A 17,478-nucleotide genomic window follows, 5' to 3' on the forward strand; every position below is an offset into this window, starting at 1 on the left:
GGAGCCCAGATGACCGACGAGCAGGTCATGGTCGCCGGGCGCTACCGGCTTGGTTCCCGCATCGGCAGCGGTGCCATGGGTGTGGTCTGGCAGGCGCACGACGACCGGCTGCACCGCACGGTCGCGGTCAAGCAGCTCCTCTCCCAGCCGGGCCTGTCGGCCGAGCAGGCCGAGGAGGCGCGGCAGCGGGCGATGCGGGAAGGCCGAATCGCGGCCCGGCTCGCCCACCCGAACGCCATCACCGTCTACGACGTCGCCGAACACGACGGCGAACCGTGGCTGATCATGGAGTACCTGCCGTCGAAGAGCCTGGCGACGGTGCTCAACGAGCGTGAGTTCCTCGCGCCGGTCGAGGCCGCGCGGATCGGTTCGCAGGTCGCCGCCGCTCTCGTGGCCGCGCACGCGGCCGGGATCGTGCACCGCGACGTCAAGCCCGCCAACGTCCTGCTCGGCGAGGACGGCACGGTCAAGATCACCGACTTCGGCATCTCCCGGGCGACCGGCGACATCACCGTCACCGCGACCGGGATGCTCGCGGGCACCCCCGCCTACCTGGCGCCGGAGGTGGCCAAGGGCGAGAACCCGACGTCGGCCGCCGACGTGTTCTCCCTGGGTTCGACGCTGTACACCGCGGTCGAGGGGCACTCGCCGTTCGGGCTGAGTGAGAACACCCTGGCGCTGCTGTACGCCGTCGCGGCGGGCAAGGTGCAGCCGCCGCGGCAGGCCGGTGTGCTCACCGCGCTGCTGATGCAGCTGCTGCGCGCCGACCCGAACGAGCGGCCGACGATGACGGCGGCCCGGGACGCGCTGGCGGCGGTCGCCGCGGGCAAGCCGTTGCCGTCCATCGCGCTGGCGAACCAGCGGACGGATCCGTACCCCAAGCCTCAGCAGCAACAGCAACCTCCGCCGCAGCGCCCGATGGGCCCGCCGCCGACCCCCGCCAGTGGATTCCCGCCCGGCACCCGGCTCGACGTCAACCCGTTCGCCGAGCCGCACCAGTCGGGTCCGATGAACCGGGCCGAGCCGCACCGCATGTCCGCGATGTCGTCCGGTCCGCGCACGCCCCCCGGCGGCACCAATCCACGCACCCCGCCGGGCGGCGGACCGCGCACCCCGCCTGGTGGTTCCGGTCCGCGGACACCTCCTGGCGGGTCCCGGCCCGCCGCCCGGCGGCCGGAGCCCGCGCGCAAGCATGACGCGCGGTCGATCATCCTGACCGTCCTGGCGATCATCGGTGCCGCACTGATCGGGATTCTGGTGGCCAGCCTGCTCACCAGCAACGATCCGCCGAAGGCCACAGCCACCAGCTCGAACCCCGCGCCGGTGACGACGACCAAGGTGACCACCACCAAGCCGACGACCACGACGACTGAGCCGACCACCACGACGACGACGCCGGACAAGCCGACCGAGGCCCAGTACGAGCAGGCTCTGAAGGCCTACTACGCGCTGCTGCCCGACGATCCGGCGGCCGCGTGGGCGCTGCTCACCGAGCGCGCCCGGGCCAAGTCCAGTGGCTTCGACAACTTCAAGAAGTTCTACGACGCGATCGACGAGGTCGAGTTGCTGTCGGCCAAGGCCGAGAACAACAAGATCGAGGGCGACGTCCGGTTCAGCAAGGACGACAACGCCTCGACCGAGCGGTACACGTGGGTCATGGTCGAGGTCGACGGCACCATCAAGATCGACAACTTCGCCCGCCGCGGCCGCTCCGAAGGCTGATCAGCGCGACTCGGCGGCTTCCCGCAGCGCCTCGATCAGGTCGCGCAGGGCGGGTTGGTTCATCGAGGACTCGCGCACGGCGGCGTGGATCGCCCGGATCGGCTCCGGTCGGCGCAGCTTGCGCACCACGACCCCGGGGTGGCGGCTGCCGAGTCCCATCTGCGGGATCACGCTGATGCCCAGACCGGCTGCGACGAAGCCTTGGGCCGTCGTGTAGTCCTCGCTCTCGACCACGAGGTTCGGGCTGAACCCGGCCGCGGCGCAGGCGTCGAGCATCACCCGCAGGCACGGGCCCGCGGGCCACTCGTTGCCGATCCACGGCTCGTCGGCCAGGTCGGCCAGGTCCAGAACGCGCTTTTTCGCCAGCCGGTGGCCTCGCGGGAGGACGGCCCGGTACGGGTCGTCGAGCAGGTGGATGAGCCGGACGCCGCCGCGCAGCGGGCCCTGGTGGGGATGCACGACGATCGCGAGGTCGGCCCGCCCGGTTTCGACCTCGGGCAGCGGGCTCTCCGGGTCGATCAGCTTGAGGTCGACCTGCACGCCCGGGTGGTCCCGGCGCAGCTTGGCCAGGGCGGGCGGCACCAGCGCGGCCCCGGCGGTGGCGAAGTAGCGGATCGCCAGCCTGCCGGTGCGGCCGTCGCGGAGGTCGGCCAGCGCCGTCTCGGCCTCGGCCAGGTTCTGGCTGATGGTTGCCGCGTGCTCGGTGAGCAGCCTGCCCGCGGCGGTGGGCTGCACGCCGCGGCCGACCCGTTCGAGCAGGGCCAGCCCGGCCTGTTTCTCCAGCGCCGCGATCTGCTGGCTGATCGCCGATGGCGTGTAGCCGAGGTTCGTGGCCGCCGCGGTGACCGAGCCGCTGGTGACCACCGCGCGCAGGACCTGCATCCGTCGAACGTCAAGCATGTAGCTCAGCTTAACGGTCGATGCATAACATTTCACTTGTCCTGCCAAGTTGCGTAAGGCAACGTAACCGCTGTCGAGCAGGGGGAGGAATCCAGTGATCAGCGGTGGCCGGGCGACGTTGGTGCGAATGGGCTTGTTGGCCCTGCTCTGGGGATCGAGCTTCCTGTGGATCAAGCTCGCGCTGACCGGCCTGTCGCCGATGCAGATCGCGGTGACGCGGTGTGCGTTGGGCGCCGTCGTGGTGCTCGTCCTCTGCTATTCGCAGCGGCACCGGCTGCCCACGGACCGCACGGTGTGGGGGCACCTGGTCTTCGCGGCGTTCTTCGGCAACGCGCTGCCGTTCGTGCTGTTCGCGGTGGGTGAGCGGACCGTCGACACCGGTATCGCGGGGGTGCTGAACGCGACGACGCCGCTGTGGGCGCTGCTGATCGGCATCGTCATCGGCTCCGAGCGCGGGAACCTGGGCCCGGTGCGCCTCGGCGGCCTGCTGCTCGGCTTCCTCGGGACGCTGCTGATCTTCGCGCCGTGGGAGAAGGCAGGCGTGGCGAGCTGGGACGCCCTGGCGATCCTGGGCGCCGCCCTGAGCTACGCGGTCAGCTACGCCTATATCGGCCGCAAGATCTCCGGACGCGGCACCGCGCCGATCGCGCTGTCCGCGGCTCAACTGCTCACCGCGACCGGTCTGACCGCCGTCGCCGTGCCGGTCGGCGGACTGCAGCCGGTCAACCTCAACGCCACCGCCCTGATCGCGGTGGGCATCCTCGGGGTCTTCGGCACCGGCTTCGCCTTCGCGCTGAACTACCGGCTGATCGCCGACGAGGGCGCGACGAACGCCACCACGGTCGGCTACCTGCTGCCGGTGGTGTCCGTCCTGCTGGGCGCGGTGGCGCTCGGCGAGCAGATCACGCTGCGGGTGATCGCGGGCATGGTCGTGGTGCTGATCGGGGTCGGGATGACCCGCTGGCAGCGCAAGCCCGTGCTGGTCCCGGTCGAACCGGTGCCCGCCATGGCGGCCAAGATCTAATCCCACTCCCAGCGGATGCCGAAGCGGCCGGGGCCGAAGTCGTTGGCCAGGGCGTGCACCGACCCTTCGGCATCCAAGGTCAGGACGCGGGGGCGTTCGTGGCCGTCGACCACCGTGTAGTGCACGCACCTGCTGGGCAATGCCGAAGGGTCGAAGCGGATCTCCAGCAGGATTTCCTTCACCGGCAGCCTGCACCGGCGCTCGTACATCACCGACCGCGGCTGCGGTGACGGGTTGTCCAATGCGTGTTCGGTGAGGATCGTCTCCCCGCGCGCGAGCGGCTTGGGGAAGATCAGTTCGGTGACGCTCAGGCCTGCGTCGAGATCGACGCTGACGGTGCCGATCCGGCAGTTCCACACCGCGCGCGTCACCGGCAGCGGGGTGCCCGGGGCGTCCACCTGGAAGATCCCCACCCACCGGTCGACGCCGTCCTCCTCGGCGCGCAGCACCTGGCGGATCGACTGGCAGCGTTCGGTGCGGTCCGGGCCGATCACCACGCGGTCGTGCAGGCTGATCCGGCTCAGCCGGGTGTCCCAGGTCGTGTCGACACGGGTCAGCACGTTGTTGAGCGGCTCGGGCCACAGGTCGCCTAAGCCGATCGCCTCTCTGGTGACCGCGCGACCGCGGGGCCGGGGCGCCCCCAACAGGCTGATTAGCGCGCCGGGGTCCAGTTCCAGGACCTGCTCAAGGTGTCCGACAGCAGCAAGGGACGACTGGCGTTCGGGCTGGCTGCGGCCGGACTGCCAGTAGCTCGGGGTCGCGACGCTGACCGGCGTGCCCCGCTCACGCAACCGGTCGCGGATCCGCTCCATGCTGATTCCGCGTGCCCGGATCGCCTCACGAAGGGCGGTGGCGAAGGCGGAGTCACTCACGGGAACACGTTAACCGTCGCGTCCACAGCTGGGAAAGAGATCAGACGAGCCTGCGGTCCGACGCCCAGCGGGACAGCTCATAGCGGTTCGACAGCTGGGTCTTGCGCAGGACGCTGGACACGTGGGTCTCCACGGTCTTCACCGAGATGAACAGCTCCGCGGCGATCTCCTTGTAGGCGTAGCCGCGGGCCAGCAGGCGCAGCACGTCGCGTTCGCGCGGGGTCAGCAGGTCGAGTTCCGGGTCGCTGATCGGCGCCGCGCCCGGCCGGTCGGCGAAGGCGTCGAGGACGAAACCGGCCAGTCGCGGCGAGAACACGGCGTCGCCGTCGGCGACCCGCACGACCGCCTTGGCGAGTTCCTGGCTGGAGATCGTCTTGGTGACGTAGCCGCGGGCGCCCGCGCGGATCACCGCGATGACGTCCTCGGCGGCGTCGGACACCGACAGCGCGAGGAACACCACGTCCGGGGTGGCCTTGCGGGACTGGCGCAGCACCTCGGCGCCGCCGCCGTCGGGCATGTGCACGTCGAGCAGGACCACGTCTGGCTTGAGGTGGCTGATCCCGGCGACGGCCTCGCCGACCGTGCCCGCCTCACCGATCACCTCGATGTCGTCGGTGATCGTGTCGAGTTCGGCGCGCACTCCGGCGCGGAACATGCTGTGGTCGTCCACCAGGAAAACGCGCACGGGCTGGCGGGACTGGGTCTCTTCGGTCATGTGGTCACCTTCGCGCGCGGCATGTTGAGCTGGACCTCGGTGCCGTCCCCGGGCGCGCTTCGCAGCCGGATCTCACCACCGTTGCGCTCCATCCTGCCCCTGATCGAGTCTGCGAGCCCGTGCCGGTCGTCGGGAACGCTGTCCGGGTCGAATCCGTTGCCCCGGTCGCGGACGAACACGGTGACCGTCTCGGGTTCGACCTCGGCGTACACCGACACCTCGGCGACCCCGGCGTGCTTGGCCGCGTTGACCATCGCCTCCCGGGCCGCCATGACCACGGCCACCAGGCGCTCGTCGAGTTCGCAGTCGCCGACGACGACGTGGCTGACCTTGATCGCGAAGGTGTCCTCCACCTCGCCCGCGGCGCGGGCGACGGCGTCGGAGAGGGTGCCGTGGGCCAGACCGTCGACCGCGCGGCCGTAGCCGGACGGGCCGTAGAGCCAGCTGCGCAGCTGCCGCTCCTGGCCGCGCGCGAGCCGCAGGACCTCGCGTGGCGCCTCCGCCTGCTTCTGGATCAGGGCAAGTGTCTGCAGCACGGAGTCGTGCAGGTGCGCGGCGATCTCGGCGCGTTCCTCGGTGCGGATGCGGGCGCGCCGCTCCTCGCCGAGGTCGCGGACCAGCTTCAGCCACCACGGGACGGTCAGCACACCGACGCCGACCAGGGCTGCGAGCACCGCGAGCAGGGTGAACTGCACCTGGTTGAGGCCGATGCTGCTGATCAGGAACAGGACGATGCCGGTGATCACCAGGGTCGCGCCGGTCAGCACCCGCAGCAGCGCGGGCCTGCCACCGGCGCCGAGCAGCGCGCCCTTGGCCCGGCGGCGCTGCGACTGGTCGGCCTCGCGCCAGACGACGGCCGCGCCGACGAGGGCGACCCCGAGGCCGCCCGCGACCCAGCCGCTGACGACGCCGGACAGCGTGCCCGCGCCGACCGTGAGGCCCGCGCCGAGCGCGATCAGACCGTAGGCCTGCTGGCGTTCCCTGGTCGAGATGGACCGTGCGTCGTCCGGCTGCTGCGGTGCGAAGATCCAGAGCAGGCCGTAAGCGAGCACGCCCGCGCCGCCGAGCGAGGCGAGCAGGGCGAAGGCGATCCGCACCCACAGCACGTCGACGCCGAGGTGGTCGGCGACACCGCCCGCGACGCCCGCGACCGCGCGACCGGACCGGCGGCGATGCAGCCGGACCGGGTCCGGCACCGCCACCGTGTTCGACTGAGCCCGCTGCTGGTCCGCGTCGACCTCCTCGAGGATCTGTGCTTCCACACCAAGAATGCTCACACGCGCAAGCCAGGGCCACATCGGGGATCCACCCTGAAGCCGATGTCAGGGTCGTTCCCGGATGTGCGCGCCCCGCTCCGGCGGCCATGCTTTCTCTCGTGAGTGGCGAATCGACTAAAGCGCACAGCGCACCGAGCGTGGAGGACACGCTCAAGGACTTCTGGGCGACCCGCCCGCGGCGGCCTCGACAGGGCCGCAAGATCGCGGGCGTCGCCGCGGGCATCGGTGCCCGCTACGGCATCGATCCGGTCATTGTCCGCGTGGCCTTCGTGGTCGCGACCTTCTATGGCGGCGCGGGCGTGCTCGCCTACCTGCTCGGCTGGCTGTTCCTGGCCGAGGAGGACGACGAGGCCTCCCCGATGGAGGCGCTCGCGGGGCACGGCCGCAGCTCCAGTTCGACGACGTTCACCGTGGCGCTCTGCGTGGCGATGTTCCCGGCGTTCTGGTGGTTCTTCGACCGCGACTTCAGCGGGTTCATCGCCGTCGCGCTCATCGGCGGGTCGCTGTTCCTGCTGCACCGGCACCGGTCGCACCTGGGCACCGTCCGGCCCGCCGCCGCGCGGACCTCGGAGATGGAGGCGGGGCCGACCGTGGTGTGGGACCCGATCCAGCCCGGCTACGAAGCGCGGCAGCAGCCGCCCGCCTGGGACCCGTTGGGCGCGGCTCCGTTCGCGTGGGACCTGCCGGAGCCGAGCAGCCGCGAGCCCGACCCGGAGCCGCCCGCGCCACGCAGGCGGTCCAAGGTCGGCTTGGTGACCATGGCGTTCGTGTTCCTCGCGGTCGGCGTGGGTGTGCTGATCGGACCCGACACCGGTGGCTGGCTGACCCTGCAGCACGGGATCGGCGTGGTGCTGGGGATTCTCGGTCTCGGCCTGGTGGCGGGCGCGTTCAGCGGTGGGGGTCGCGGGCTGATCGGGCTGGCGGTTCCGCTGGCGGCGACCGGCATCGCGATGACCGTGGTGTGGCCTTCCGGGATCACCGCGGAGGGGGTCGGCGAGGTCAACGAAAAGCCGATGACCATCGAGCAGGTACAGACCAGCTATCAGCGCAACCTTGGGTCGGTGACCCTGGACCTGCGGGAACTGCCCGAAAGCGGTGAGGTGAAGACGAAGGCGAAGGTCGGCGTGGGCGACGTGACCGTGATCGTGCCGGAGACGGCCGACGTCACGGTGAAGTGCTCCGTCGGGGTGGGTTCGGTGGCGTGTCTGGGCTCGGAGGAGGAGGGGCCGGACTCGAAGGTGTCGAAGACCGATGAGGGATCTGACGGCAAGGGCGGTCTGGTCATCGAACTCGACGCGATCGTGAGCGGGCCGGGAGCCGTGGAGGTGCGTCGTGGCTGAGCAGTCGAGCAAGAAGCGGATCGACCCGTTCGCGCTGATCGCCGGGATCGCGACGCTGCTGGTGTCGGCGTTCGTGCTGACCGACGGCGCGATCTGGCAGGCGCTGCCGGACGCCCGGTGGTTCGTGGCGGGAGGCGCGGTCCTCGGCGGACTGATGCTGCTGCTCGGATCGACCATGCGGGGCAAGAACAAATAGGCGGACAGCCACTCACAAAGCGAACGGCCCGGTCATCGTGACCGGGCCGTTCGGCATCGAAAGGACTACTCCCACTCGATCGTGCCCGGCGGCTTGCTCGTCACGTCGAGCACGACCCGGTTGACCTCGGCGACCTCGTTGGTGATGCGGGTCGAGACGCGCTCCAGGACGTCGTAGGGCAGGCGCGTCCAGTCGGCGGTCATGGCGTCCTCGCTCGACACCGGGCGCAGCACGACCGGGTGGCCGTAGGTGCGGCCGTCGCCTTGGACGCCGACGCTGCGGACGTCGGCGAGCAGCACGACCGGGCACTGCCAGATGTCGCGGTCGAGACCGGCGGCGGTGAGTTCCTCGCGGGCGATCGCGTCGGCCGACCGCAGGATCTCCAGGTTCGTCGCGGTGACCTCGCCGATGATCCGAATGCCCAGGCCCGGCCCGGGGAACGGCTGGCGGTGCACGATCGTCTCCGGCAGGCCCAGCTCCAGGCCGACCCGGCGAACCTCGTCCTTGAACAGCGCGCGCAGCGGCTCGACCAGCTCGAAGTCGAGGTCGTCGGGCAGGCCGCCGACGTTGTGGTGGCTCTTGATGTTGGCCGCGCCCGCGCCGCCGCCGGACTCGACGACGTCGGGGTAGAGGGTGCCCTGGACCAGGAAGCGGTACTTGTCGCCGCCCGCCTCGGCCTGCAGGTCCAGCTCGGCCTGCTCGAAGACCCGGATGAACTCGCGGCCGATGATCTTGCGCTTCTCCTCGGGGTCGGTGACCCCGGCCAGCGCGTCGAGGAAGCGCTCTCGGGCATCGACCGTGACGAGCCGCACGCCGGTCGCGGTGACGTAGTCGCGCTCGACCTGGGCGCGCTCCCCAGCGCGAAGCAGACCGTGGTCGACGAAGACGCAGGTCAGGCGGTCGCCGATGGCGCGGTGGACCAGGGCCGCGGCGACCGCGGAGTCCACACCGCCGGACAGGCCGCAGATCGCCTTGCCGTCGCCGACCTGCTCGCGGATGCGCGCGACCTGTTCCTCGACGATCGACGACGTCGTCCACTGTGGACGGACACCGGCGATGTCGTGCAGGAAGCGGCGCAGGACTTCCTGGCCGTGCGGCGAATGCGCGACCTCGGGGTGGTACTGCACGCCGGCGAAGCGGCGCTCGACGTTCTCGAACGCGGCCACGGGGGCGCCTTCGGAGGACGCGGTGACGGTGAAGCCCTCGGGGGCCTTGGTCACGCAGTCGCCGTGGCTCATCCAGACCGGGTGCCGGGAAGGAAGGTCATCATGCAGAACGCCGCGGAGGTCGCCGCCGGTGACCGCGATGTCCGTGCGGCCGAACTCGCGGGTGCCGGTGTGCTCGACGGTGCCGCCGAGCGCGCCTGCCATGGCCTGAAAGCCGTAGCAGATGCCGAAGACCGGGACGCCCGCCTCGAACAGGGCCGGGTCGACCTTGGGGGCGCCCTCGGCGTACACGCTCGACGGGCCGCCGGACAGGACGATCGCGGACGGGTCCTTCGCGAGCAGCTCCTCGACGGTCGCGGTGTGCGGGACGACCTCGGAGTAGACCTGGGCCTCACGGACCCGGCGGGCGATCAGCTGCGCGTACTGCGCGCCGAAGTCGACCACCAGAACGGGTCGGGTGTCAGTCATGTGGCTACCTTCCGTCAGTTGCCGGAAGCCGGGAAGGGGGTGTGGAACCTTCTCGGCACACAGCAAGCAGCACTGTGTGCCGACCGGTCCCTCCCTGGGTTTCTCTCCCGGAGATGCCTGCCTGCGCACCGTGCCGCGCAGGTTTTCCGTGGCGCTCGAACCAGACCCGCCCCTGGTCGGAGCGGCGGAACCCTAGCCACCATCGTCGGTCAGCCACGGCCATCGTAGCTTGGCGAGCCTCGGGCGGGGCTCGGGCCTACGGTTGTGACATGACCACGCACGACAACACTGACGACGATGACGGGGATGTCATCGCGGCCAAGCCGCGCCCGTTCTGGGTGGCGGGCAGGCCGGAGAGCAGCGGACAGACCCTCGATGTGCACCACCCGTACGACGGCACCGACGTGGCGACGGTATCCGTGCCGGAAGCCGACCACGTCGAGCGCGCGATCGCGGCGGCCGTGGCCGTGGCGAAGGCGTTCCGGTCCACACCGGCACATGTGCGCGCCGCCGCCTTGGACCACGTGTCGCGGGCGCTGGCCGAGCGGTCGGAGGAGATCGCCGAGACGATCACCGCGGAGAACGGCAAGCCACTGAAGTGGTCTGAGATCGAGGTCGCGAGGGCGGTGTCGACCTTTCGCTTCGCCGCGGAGGAGGCGCGCCGGTTCGTCGGCGACCTGCAGCGGCTCGACACCGACGCGAACGGCGAGGGCAGGCTGGGCCTGATCCGGCGGCGGCCGCGCGGGCCGGTGCTGGCGGTGGCGCCGTTCAACTTTCCGCTGAACCTGGTGGCACACAAAGTCGCACCCGCGCTCGCGGTCGGCGCCCCGGTGATCATCAAGCCTGCCTCGGCGACACCGCTGTCGGCCCTGCTGCTCGGGGAGATCCTCGCGGAGACGGACCTGCCCGCCGGGGCGTTCTCCGTGCTGCCGGTCCGCGGGTCGGACATGTCGACGCTGGTGGAGGACCCTCGGCTGCCGGTGATCTCGTTCACCGGGTCGACCAAGGTCGGCTGGGGGATCATGCGGTCGGCGCCGCGCAAGCATGTGGTGATGGAGTTGGGCAGCAACAGCGCTGCCATCGTCTGTCCGGACTGGACGGACTTCGACCGCGCGGCCCAGCGGATAGCGCTCTTCGGCAACTACCAGGGTGGCCAGTCGTGCATCGCGGTGCAGCGGGTGATTGTGCACCGGGACGTGGCCGAGGCCTTCGTGCCCGCCCTCGTCACCGCCGTCTCGGGCCTGCGCACCGGCGACCCACACGACCCGGAGGTGGAGGTCGGGCCGCTGATCGACGAGGACAACGCCGCCCGGGTCGCCGAGTGGATCAGCGAGGCAGTCGACGCCGGAGCGAAGGTGCTGACCGGCGGCGCCCGCAAGGGCACGACGGTGGAGCCGACGGTCCTCACCGATGTCCCGGCCACAGCCAAGGTCAGCTGCGAAGAGGTCTTCGGACCGGTGTTGGTGGTCAGCGTCGTCGACTCGGTCGACGAGGCGTTCGCGCTGGCCAACGGCACGGAGTACGGGCTGCAGGCCGGGGTGTTCACCAACGACCTGAAGGTGGCGTTCCGGGCGACGGCGGAACTGGAAGTCGGTGGCGTGGTCATCGGCGACGTGCCGTCCTACCGGGCCGACCAGATGCCGTACGGCGGCGTGAAGGGTTCCGGCACCGGGCGCGAGGGTGTGCGGTCGGCGATGGCGGACTACACGGAGGACCAGATCATGGTCCTCACCGGAATCGACCTCTGACGTGACTTCAGGCCCGGTGGATCGACTGGGCGAAGGTGAAGATCCGGTCCGGGTCGTAGCGGCGGGCGATGTCGTGCAGGCGGCTGAGGTTGGTGTCGTAGTACATGACACCCCAGTCGGGCATGGCTGCTTCGATGTAGTTCACGTATCCGCCGCGGGCGCCGAGCGCGCTGATCCCGTCGCGCACTTCGGCGATGGCACGGGCGGCGGAGTCGTGGCCGTCGGCGGTGGCCTTCTGGAAAACCTGGACGGTGGCCAGCGCATCGCGGTGCGGGAAGGCGGTGTCGGCGGGTTTGACCGCCGCCACCGCCGCGCCGAGCGAGTCGAGCAGGATATCCATGTCAACCCGGCCGACGAGCAGGTCGGCCAGCTTCCCCGGGTCGCTCAGCGGCCGGCGCAGGATCCGGGAGGACGCCACGAACGCCTCCCGCGGCTGCGCGTCCGGTGCGCATGACCGGTTCATGCAGCCGCCGAAGTAGCGCATGGCGTCGAGGTAGCCGCGGCGGCTGGCGAAGCGATTCGTCGGTTTCGTGCCCGCCGCCTTGACCAGGGCGTCGAGCAGTGGGCTGAGAGCCGACTGCGAACCCGCGAACGACCCGCCCACCCGGACTCCTGGGGGCGCGCCCGCGGAGATGACGCAGTTCGACCAGAGGTCGGCGGGAGCCTGGGCCACCCAGCCCTGCCAGGCGCCGATCACCGCCGGGGCCGATCCGGCGGGGAAGGTGAGCTGGAAGACGACCAGGTCCGGGGCCGGGTCGGTGGCGAAGGTGAACGAGGTGACGATGCCGAAGTTGCCACCACCGCCGCCGCGCAACGCCCAGAACAAGTCCGGGTCGACCTCCGCGCTGACCGTACGCAGGACGCCGTCGGCGGTGACGACCTGGGCGGAGATCAGTTTGTCGCAGGTCAGGCCGTATTTCCGGGAGAGGACCCCGACTCCGCCGCCGAGGGTGAGCCCGCCGATGCCCACCGACGGGCAGGAACCGGCGGGGATGCAGCGGCCGGACTTGGCGAGCGCCGGGTAAACGTCGAACAGCCGCGCGCCCGCGCCGATCGTCGCGGTGTTGCCTTGGAGTTCGACCTTGTTCATGCCCCTGAGGTCGACGACGAGACCGGTGTCCGGGACCGAGTACCCCGCGTAGCTGTGGCCACCACTGCGGGCGGCGATGGGCAGGGAGGAGTTGCGGGCGACCTCCAGGCAGGCCTGGACCTGCTCCGGGGTCTGGACCGTGGCCACCGCCGCGGGATTGCCGCGGTCGAACAGCGTGTTGTAGGAGCGGCGGGCTACGTCGAAGTCCGATGAACCGGGCTGGCTCAGGGCCGCGACCCGGACGCGAAGCCCCTCCCAGTCCAGCGGGACAGCCGCGGGCCTGGTCGAGGGCGGGGCGGACGACGGTTGCTGTTGGAGGGTGGGCTTGGAACAGGCGGCGGCTGCCGTGCCCACGCCAACGGCCCAGAGCAGCGTCCGCCTGCTGATCCCCATCGCACCTCCCGGGTGCGATTGCACCATTCGGACGCGGGTGGTGCTAGTTGGTCCTGTTCCCAACGGTGAACGGGAACGGACGGATTGCCCATGCCCTCGAGCGCACCACCGCCCGTGCCACCCGCAACGGCCCCGGCGTACTCGCCCAACTCGGGCTGCCCGACCAGGCCCGTGAGCCCACCGACGAGCCGGCTGCCGGTCTGCGCGGTCTTTGTTGGCGCACTTCCTAGTGGGAACACCCGTGATCGACAGGGCACGTGGCGCATGTCAAATCACCGCTTACATTATCCTCCAATTCATCCGCGATTTCTGGCAGCAACCAATGATTCGCCCGCGCGATCTGCTCCTAACCCGCCATGGACGTGCTTGGCCAGCCGGATGCGCGACGGATGGCCGCGGGTAAGTCCTCAGGCGCCTCCGGGTCGCCAAGAATGGCGGCGAGATAGCCGTCCGGCCGGACAAGGGCCATCTCGGCGGGGCCGAGTCGGAGCGCATTCGCGGCGTCGGGAGAAAGCCGAACGCATTCCGGCGGGACGATCAAGTCGACGACATCGGGAGCGATCGCATCCGGGCCGAGCAGCACCGTGAAGGTCCGGCCGAACGTGTCACGCAGCCGCGTGCCGCCGAGTTGTGCGTCCGGGCAGATGACACCTGGGACCGGCGGGCGGGCCGCACCAGGCTCCGTGGGGAAGTCCGCCGTGCTGCCCGCGCGCGTGGTCAGTGGGGAATCGAGATACCAGAAGGGTTCGGAGAGCTTGCCCGAGTTGATCTCGGAGCGGATCGACGGGTCGTCGACACTGCGTTCCAGGATGTCGCGGCGGCGGGCGCGCTCGGTGTCGTCGGCAGGGACCAGGAAACGCATGGTGGTGGCGGTGACCTTGAGGTTCTCGTCGGCGGCGGCGGCACGTTCGGTGTCGTAGGTGGCCAGCAGGCCGGGACCCGCCCAGCCCGACCGGACCGCGGCGATCTTCCAGGCGGCGTTCTCCACGTCGGCCAGGCCGGAGTTCATCCCGCGGGCTCCGAACGGGCTCATGACGTGGGCGGAGTCGCCTGCCAGCAGCACCCGGTCGACCCGCATCCGGGGGACGCGCCGCTGGTGGAAGCGGTAGACCGAGGCCCAGATCAACTCGTACTCGGTCGACTCGCCGATGACCTGCCGGACGCGGGCATGCAGGCCGCCGTTCTCCCGCTCGGTGTCGAGGTCGAAGTCCTCGGGGACCTGCCAATCGATCCGCCACACGGAGTCCGGCTGCGGGTGCAGCAGCACCTGCCTGCCAGGGTTCCACTCCGGGTCGAAGTAGAAGCGGCGCTCGGGTACCGGGTAGTCGAGCTTGGCGCGGATGTCGGTGATCAGGAACTTGTCGTCGAATGAGCGACCCTCGAACGGCAAATCCAGCAACTTGCGGACCGTGGACCTCGCCCCGTCGGCCGCGATGCAGTGGGTGCCGCGGAAGTCGACCCGGCCACTCGGGGTGTCGACGGACAGGGTGACGCCGTCATCGTCCTGGGCGAACGCGACGACAGTGTGGCCATACCGCAAGTCGACCAGCGGTTCTCGCGCCGCCTGGTCTTCGAGGATCTGCTCGACGATGTTCTGCGGGGTGTTCACGAACGGGGGGAACTGACCGGGCGGCGTCTCGGGGAAGGCCATGACGACCACCTCGTGCTCGCGGTAGAACATCCGGCCCGAGTACCAGGTGACCCCAGCCTCGACGACCTTCCGGCCGACGCCTGCCCGCTCCAGGATGTCCAGGATGTCGCGCTGCACGCAGATGGCCCGGCTGCCGATGATGGCCCGGGATTCGCGGGATTCCAGAACGACCGTCGGGATGCCTTGGCGGGCAAGGAGAATCGCGCCAGTCAGGCCGACCGGGCCCGCGCCGACGATGAGGACCGGCTCGGTCACCTCTCCCCCCGCAGGCTCGCCCAGACCTCGCGGTCACGTTCGGCGGTCCAGACGACCGGCCAGTCGGTTCCGTCGAGTTCGTCCCAGTAGCGCTGGACGTCGAAGGGAAGGCAGTGCTCGAAGATCGGCCAGCGCCCATACTCCGGCTCCAGTGCGGCGAGGGTCGCGGTGAACGCCTCGGCAACGGTTCCCTTGCGGCGGTGGACTTCGCCGACGATGCGACGCAACTCGTCGAGGAAATGTCTGCTCTGCGTGACGGCGGCGTCGACTGCCGAACGACCAAAGGCGACCGCCCCCCGGCCACCGACCAGCGTCTCGGCGCCGAACGCGGCCACGGTGTCCAAAGTGGACGTGGCCCAGTCGTCATGGAAGGCGTCGCCGGTGTAGAGGGCGGCGTGCGACTCGACGAGGTCGCCGGCGAACAGGATCTTGTGCTTCGGCAGCCAGGCGACAATGTCGCCCGCGGTGTGCCCGCGGCCGCAGTAAGCCAGGACAAGATCGCCCCGGTCGCCGCCGAGCGGAATGGTCAACCGGTCGGTGAAGGTGATCGTCGGCCACGTGAGCCCTGGAATGCTGTCCGGCTCCTCGAACAACCGCGGCATCCGCCCGAACTCACTGGCCCAGTCCGCTTCCCCCCGCTCGGCGATGAGCGCCCTGGTCATCTCATGCGCGACGACCTCCTGGGCGTCGAACGCACTCGCGCCCAGCGTGCGGACCGCGTGGTAGTGGCTCAGGACCAGGTATCGGACCGGTTTGTCGGTCCGCTCCCGCAGTTGGTCGATCCACCGCCGGGCCGCCACTGGGGTGGCCCTGGCCTCGAAGCACACCAGGAAGTCCTCACCCTCGACGGCGCAGACGTTCGGGTCGCCCTCGGCCGTGAGCGCGTAGACGCCGTCGGCGAGATCGGTGAACGTCTCGACTTTTTGTCCCAGATCCGCACTGGACGCGAATGCCTTTGTCACGAGGTCAACAGTGCCACCGGTCGGCGCCGCGCGACAGAGGGCGGGCCTCGGCTGTGGACAACTGGTCAGCGGATAACTGGTCAGCGCAGTGTCGACAGCTCCTCGGTGATGGCAGCCGCGTCGAAGGCAGCGGGGTCGAAGTCGGTGGCCTTGTCGAGACCGAGCCATTCCATCCGGTCTTCATGCTCATCGTGAGCGGGATCGGCAAGGATGTCGACCAGGTACTCGTAGCCCCATACTCCGCCGCAGTCTTCCGGCGGCGCGGCGCGGCGTCCACCCGTGCAGCGGGGGTAGCGGGCCGACTTGTCCCGGTCGAGCACCTTCTCCACAAGGATGTCATGCTCCCAGGAGTCACCGAAGTCGTAGAGGTAGCGGAGTTTGCCTCCCGCCTCCGGCGCGACCTGCTCCAACGTCACCGAATCGGCCGATCGGTGACCGAGTTGGGCGTCGGCCCGCCCGAACTCGCCGAACGCGGTCTCGAAGAGGTGCATGTGGCTGTCGTCCCAGTCGAACGCGATCTGGATGACCGCGTGCAGCTTGGGCAGACCGATATCCGCGGGCACTTCCAGGCGCCGCCAGATCGGCGGTTTCGCTCCCCGCAGCCCGACCTTGATCTGATACACCGGCGCGGGCCCATCGGACTTCTTCCGCTTCGCGGGCAGCTTCGCCGCGAACCCGCGCCCGCCGATGCCGCGCGATCCGCCACCGAGCGATCCGCCACCGAAGAGGCCACGCAGAAGATCGGGCGACAAGTCAGCCAAGTCGCCGTCGTGCGCCGCCTTGGGTTTGTCGGACACCGGCAGGACGTTCATCCGGGCGCGGACCAGCAGGGCCAGCGCCCCATAGTTCGGCCCGTCCTCATCGAATGGGGGTTCGTCGTCCGGGTCGTCCTCGGCGTCGTGCACCGCTCGCGCGTCCAACGCCTTGTCGACCTGCCAGCGGAACTCGGCCGGGTCCACCTGGGCCCGCGTGAAGGGCGAGCCCTGCGCGACACTTTCGGCCTCGATCATCGCCAACGCCTCGGGCAGCTGCTCCGCCTCAACCATGTAGATGTCGACAGCGGCGCCACAGTCGAACTGGTCCACAGTCATCATGACAGCGTGCGACCGTGAGGCCCGATGGAACGTGCAGGCCAGCACGGCGATCGCGCCCTCGTCGTCGCTCATCGTCCAGCACTCGGACGCCGTCACCGGTTCGCTCAGCTCAGCCGCCCACTTGGGCTGGGCGATCCAAGCCTCGGCGAGCCGCCCGGCCGCCGATGACGCCCGCGCGGCGATCGGTTCGTCGGTCACCGAACCGATCGCCAGCAGCATGGCGAAAGCCCCGGGGGTCTGCCGCGCCTCGATCGCGGGAATGATCCCCTCCGCCAGCACCTCGGTGAAATCCGCGCCTGCCAGCTCGCCGACCGCCACGAAACTAGCGCCTATCATCTCCGCGTCGAGCGGATCCTCGGCGTCGAGCAGGTCGGCGCCACCCGCGATGAGGTCATCGATCAGGGTGTCCGGGTCCAACTCCCCGTCAACGCAAGCAGGACAGTCGCATGTCTCGGGAGCGGTCAATGGCATGGGAACCGACCGCAGGGCGGTCTCGCGCTTGGCCTTGGTCTTGCGGCCGCGACTCACAGGACTCATGAGCCGATTGTGCCGAACTCCGTGGCTGCGCCCCAATCTGGCCTCACCGTCACACTATGCTGACAAGT

At 70.2% G+C, this 17,478-nt stretch carries 14 protein-coding genes; 5 read left to right on the forward strand and 9 right to left on the reverse strand.

Translation table 11 applies throughout. The annotated features are described in order from the left end of the window. Positions 1 to 1,722, forward strand: a 1,722-nt coding sequence (locus tag ACRDSQ_RS01915) for a serine/threonine-protein kinase (RefSeq protein WP_431418204.1), incomplete at its 5' end; no start/stop codon positions are given. On the opposite strand, the gene ACRDSQ_RS01920 is transcribed toward ACRDSQ_RS01915, so the two are convergent. Next, entirely contained in the window at positions 1,723 to 2,622 is a 900-nt protein-coding gene (locus tag ACRDSQ_RS01920; RefSeq protein ID WP_431418205.1) for a LysR family transcriptional regulator, read from the reverse strand. It abuts the gene before it with no gap. Positions 2,623 to 2,749: 127 nt separating this feature from the next. Between ACRDSQ_RS01920 and ACRDSQ_RS01925 the strand changes: the two genes are divergently transcribed. Then, positions 2,750 to 3,646 (forward strand): DMT family transporter, encoded by an 897-nt coding sequence (locus ACRDSQ_RS01925; protein ID WP_431418206.1) that lies wholly within the window; start codon positions 2,750 to 2,752, stop codon positions 3,644 to 3,646. Here ACRDSQ_RS01925 and ACRDSQ_RS01930 read toward each other — a convergent pair. Genes ACRDSQ_RS01930 through ACRDSQ_RS01940 form a run of 3 tightly spaced genes read right to left on the reverse strand, consistent with a single transcriptional unit; the run spans position 3,643 to position 6,510 of the window. Continuing rightward, the gene (locus tag ACRDSQ_RS01930; RefSeq protein ID WP_431418207.1) at positions 3,643 to 4,518 is read right to left on the reverse strand and encodes an XRE family transcriptional regulator; all 876 of its coding nucleotides are present in this window, start codon (positions 4,516 to 4,518) and stop codon (positions 3,643 to 3,645) included. The genes ACRDSQ_RS01925 and ACRDSQ_RS01930 overlap by 4 nt on opposite strands. Before the next feature lie 40 nt (positions 4,519 to 4,558). After that, complete coding sequence (locus ACRDSQ_RS01935; protein ID WP_431418208.1) at positions 4,559 to 5,233, reverse strand: response regulator; 675 nt, start codon at positions 5,231 to 5,233, stop codon at positions 4,559 to 4,561. Beyond that, the gene (locus tag ACRDSQ_RS01940) at positions 5,230 to 6,510 is read right to left on the reverse strand and encodes a PspC domain-containing protein (RefSeq protein ID WP_431418210.1); all 1,281 of its coding nucleotides are present in this window, start codon (positions 6,508 to 6,510) and stop codon (positions 5,230 to 5,232) included. Before ACRDSQ_RS01940 ends, ACRDSQ_RS01935 begins: the two co-directional genes overlap by 4 nt. 98 nt (positions 6,511 to 6,608) lie before the next feature. On the opposite strand from ACRDSQ_RS01940, the gene ACRDSQ_RS01945 reads away from it, so the two are divergent. Both ACRDSQ_RS01945 and ACRDSQ_RS01950 read left to right on the forward strand, forming a co-directional pair. Then, the gene (locus ACRDSQ_RS01945) at positions 6,609 to 7,850 is read left to right on the forward strand and encodes a PspC domain-containing protein (RefSeq protein WP_431418211.1); all 1,242 of its coding nucleotides are present in this window, start codon (positions 6,609 to 6,611) and stop codon (positions 7,848 to 7,850) included. Next, positions 7,843 to 8,046, forward strand: coding sequence for a hypothetical protein (locus tag ACRDSQ_RS01950; RefSeq protein ID WP_431418212.1), 204 nt, complete (start codon positions 7,843 to 7,845; stop codon positions 8,044 to 8,046). The genes ACRDSQ_RS01945 and ACRDSQ_RS01950 overlap by 8 nt, the downstream gene beginning before the upstream one ends. Positions 8,047 to 8,111: 65 nt before the next feature. Here the strand turns inward: ACRDSQ_RS01950 and guaA are convergent, their stop codons facing one another. After that, entirely contained in the window at positions 8,112 to 9,680 is a 1,569-nt protein-coding gene (guaA, locus tag ACRDSQ_RS01955) for a glutamine-hydrolyzing GMP synthase (RefSeq protein WP_431418213.1), read from the reverse strand. Between the two features lie 269 nt (positions 9,681 to 9,949). Between guaA and ACRDSQ_RS01960 the strand changes: the two genes are divergently transcribed. Next, a complete protein-coding gene (locus tag ACRDSQ_RS01960; protein WP_431418214.1) occupies positions 9,950 to 11,428 on the forward strand; it encodes an aldehyde dehydrogenase family protein in 1,479 nt (492 codons plus the stop codon). 7 nt (positions 11,429 to 11,435) lie between these two features. Here ACRDSQ_RS01960 and ACRDSQ_RS01965 read toward each other — a convergent pair whose 3' ends face one another. The 4 genes from ACRDSQ_RS01965 to ACRDSQ_RS01980 form a co-directional block, all read right to left on the reverse strand. Continuing rightward, a complete protein-coding gene (locus ACRDSQ_RS01965) occupies positions 11,436 to 12,911 on the reverse strand; it encodes an FAD-binding oxidoreductase (RefSeq protein WP_431418215.1) in 1,476 nt (491 codons plus the stop codon). 346 nt (positions 12,912 to 13,257) lie between these two features. Then, complete coding sequence (locus ACRDSQ_RS01970; RefSeq protein WP_431418217.1) at positions 13,258 to 14,817, reverse strand: FAD-dependent monooxygenase; 1,560 nt, start codon at positions 14,815 to 14,817, stop codon at positions 13,258 to 13,260. After that, positions 14,814 to 15,779 (reverse strand): MBL fold metallo-hydrolase, encoded by a 966-nt coding sequence (locus ACRDSQ_RS01975; RefSeq protein WP_431418218.1) that lies wholly within the window; start codon positions 15,777 to 15,779, stop codon positions 14,814 to 14,816. The genes ACRDSQ_RS01970 and ACRDSQ_RS01975 overlap by 4 nt, the downstream gene beginning before the upstream one ends. A gap of 80 nt (positions 15,780 to 15,859) precedes the next feature. Then, positions 15,860 to 17,410, reverse strand: a complete 1,551-nt coding sequence (locus ACRDSQ_RS01980) for a plasmid pRiA4b ORF-3 family protein (RefSeq protein ID WP_431418220.1) — start codon at positions 17,408 to 17,410, stop codon at positions 15,860 to 15,862. Positions 17,411 to 17,478 lie beyond the last annotated feature (68 nt).

The organism is Actinokineospora sp., assembly GCF_050699995.1.
In the GTDB taxonomy this organism is placed as follows: Bacteria; Actinomycetota; Actinomycetes; order Mycobacteriales; family Pseudonocardiaceae; genus Actinokineospora.

Bases quoted from the DNA above. Each gene is read 5' to 3' on its own strand.
- ACRDSQ_RS01920 (WP_431418205.1), bottom strand. From the start codon at position 2,622: ATGCTTGACGTTCGACGGATGCAGGTCCTGCGCGCGGTGGTCACCAGC.
- ACRDSQ_RS01925 (WP_431418206.1), top strand. From the start codon at position 2,750: ATGGGCTTGTTGGCCCTGCTCTGGGGATCGAGCTTCCTGTGGATCAAG.
- ACRDSQ_RS01935 (WP_431418208.1), bottom strand. From the start codon at position 5,233: ATGACCGAAGAGACCCAGTCCCGCCAGCCCGTGCGCGTTTTCCTGGTG.
- guaA (WP_431418213.1), bottom strand. From the start codon at position 9,680: ATGACTGACACCCGACCCGTTCTGGTGGTCGACTTCGGCGCGCAGTAC.
- ACRDSQ_RS01960 (WP_431418214.1), top strand. From the start codon at position 9,950: ATGACCACGCACGACAACACTGACGACGATGACGGGGATGTCATCGCG.
- ACRDSQ_RS01965 (WP_431418215.1), bottom strand. From the start codon at position 12,911: ATGGGGATCAGCAGGCGGACGCTGCTCTGGGCCGTTGGCGTGGGCACG.
- ACRDSQ_RS01980 (WP_431418220.1), bottom strand. From the start codon at position 17,410: ATGAGTCCTGTGAGTCGCGGCCGCAAGACCAAGGCCAAGCGCGAGACC.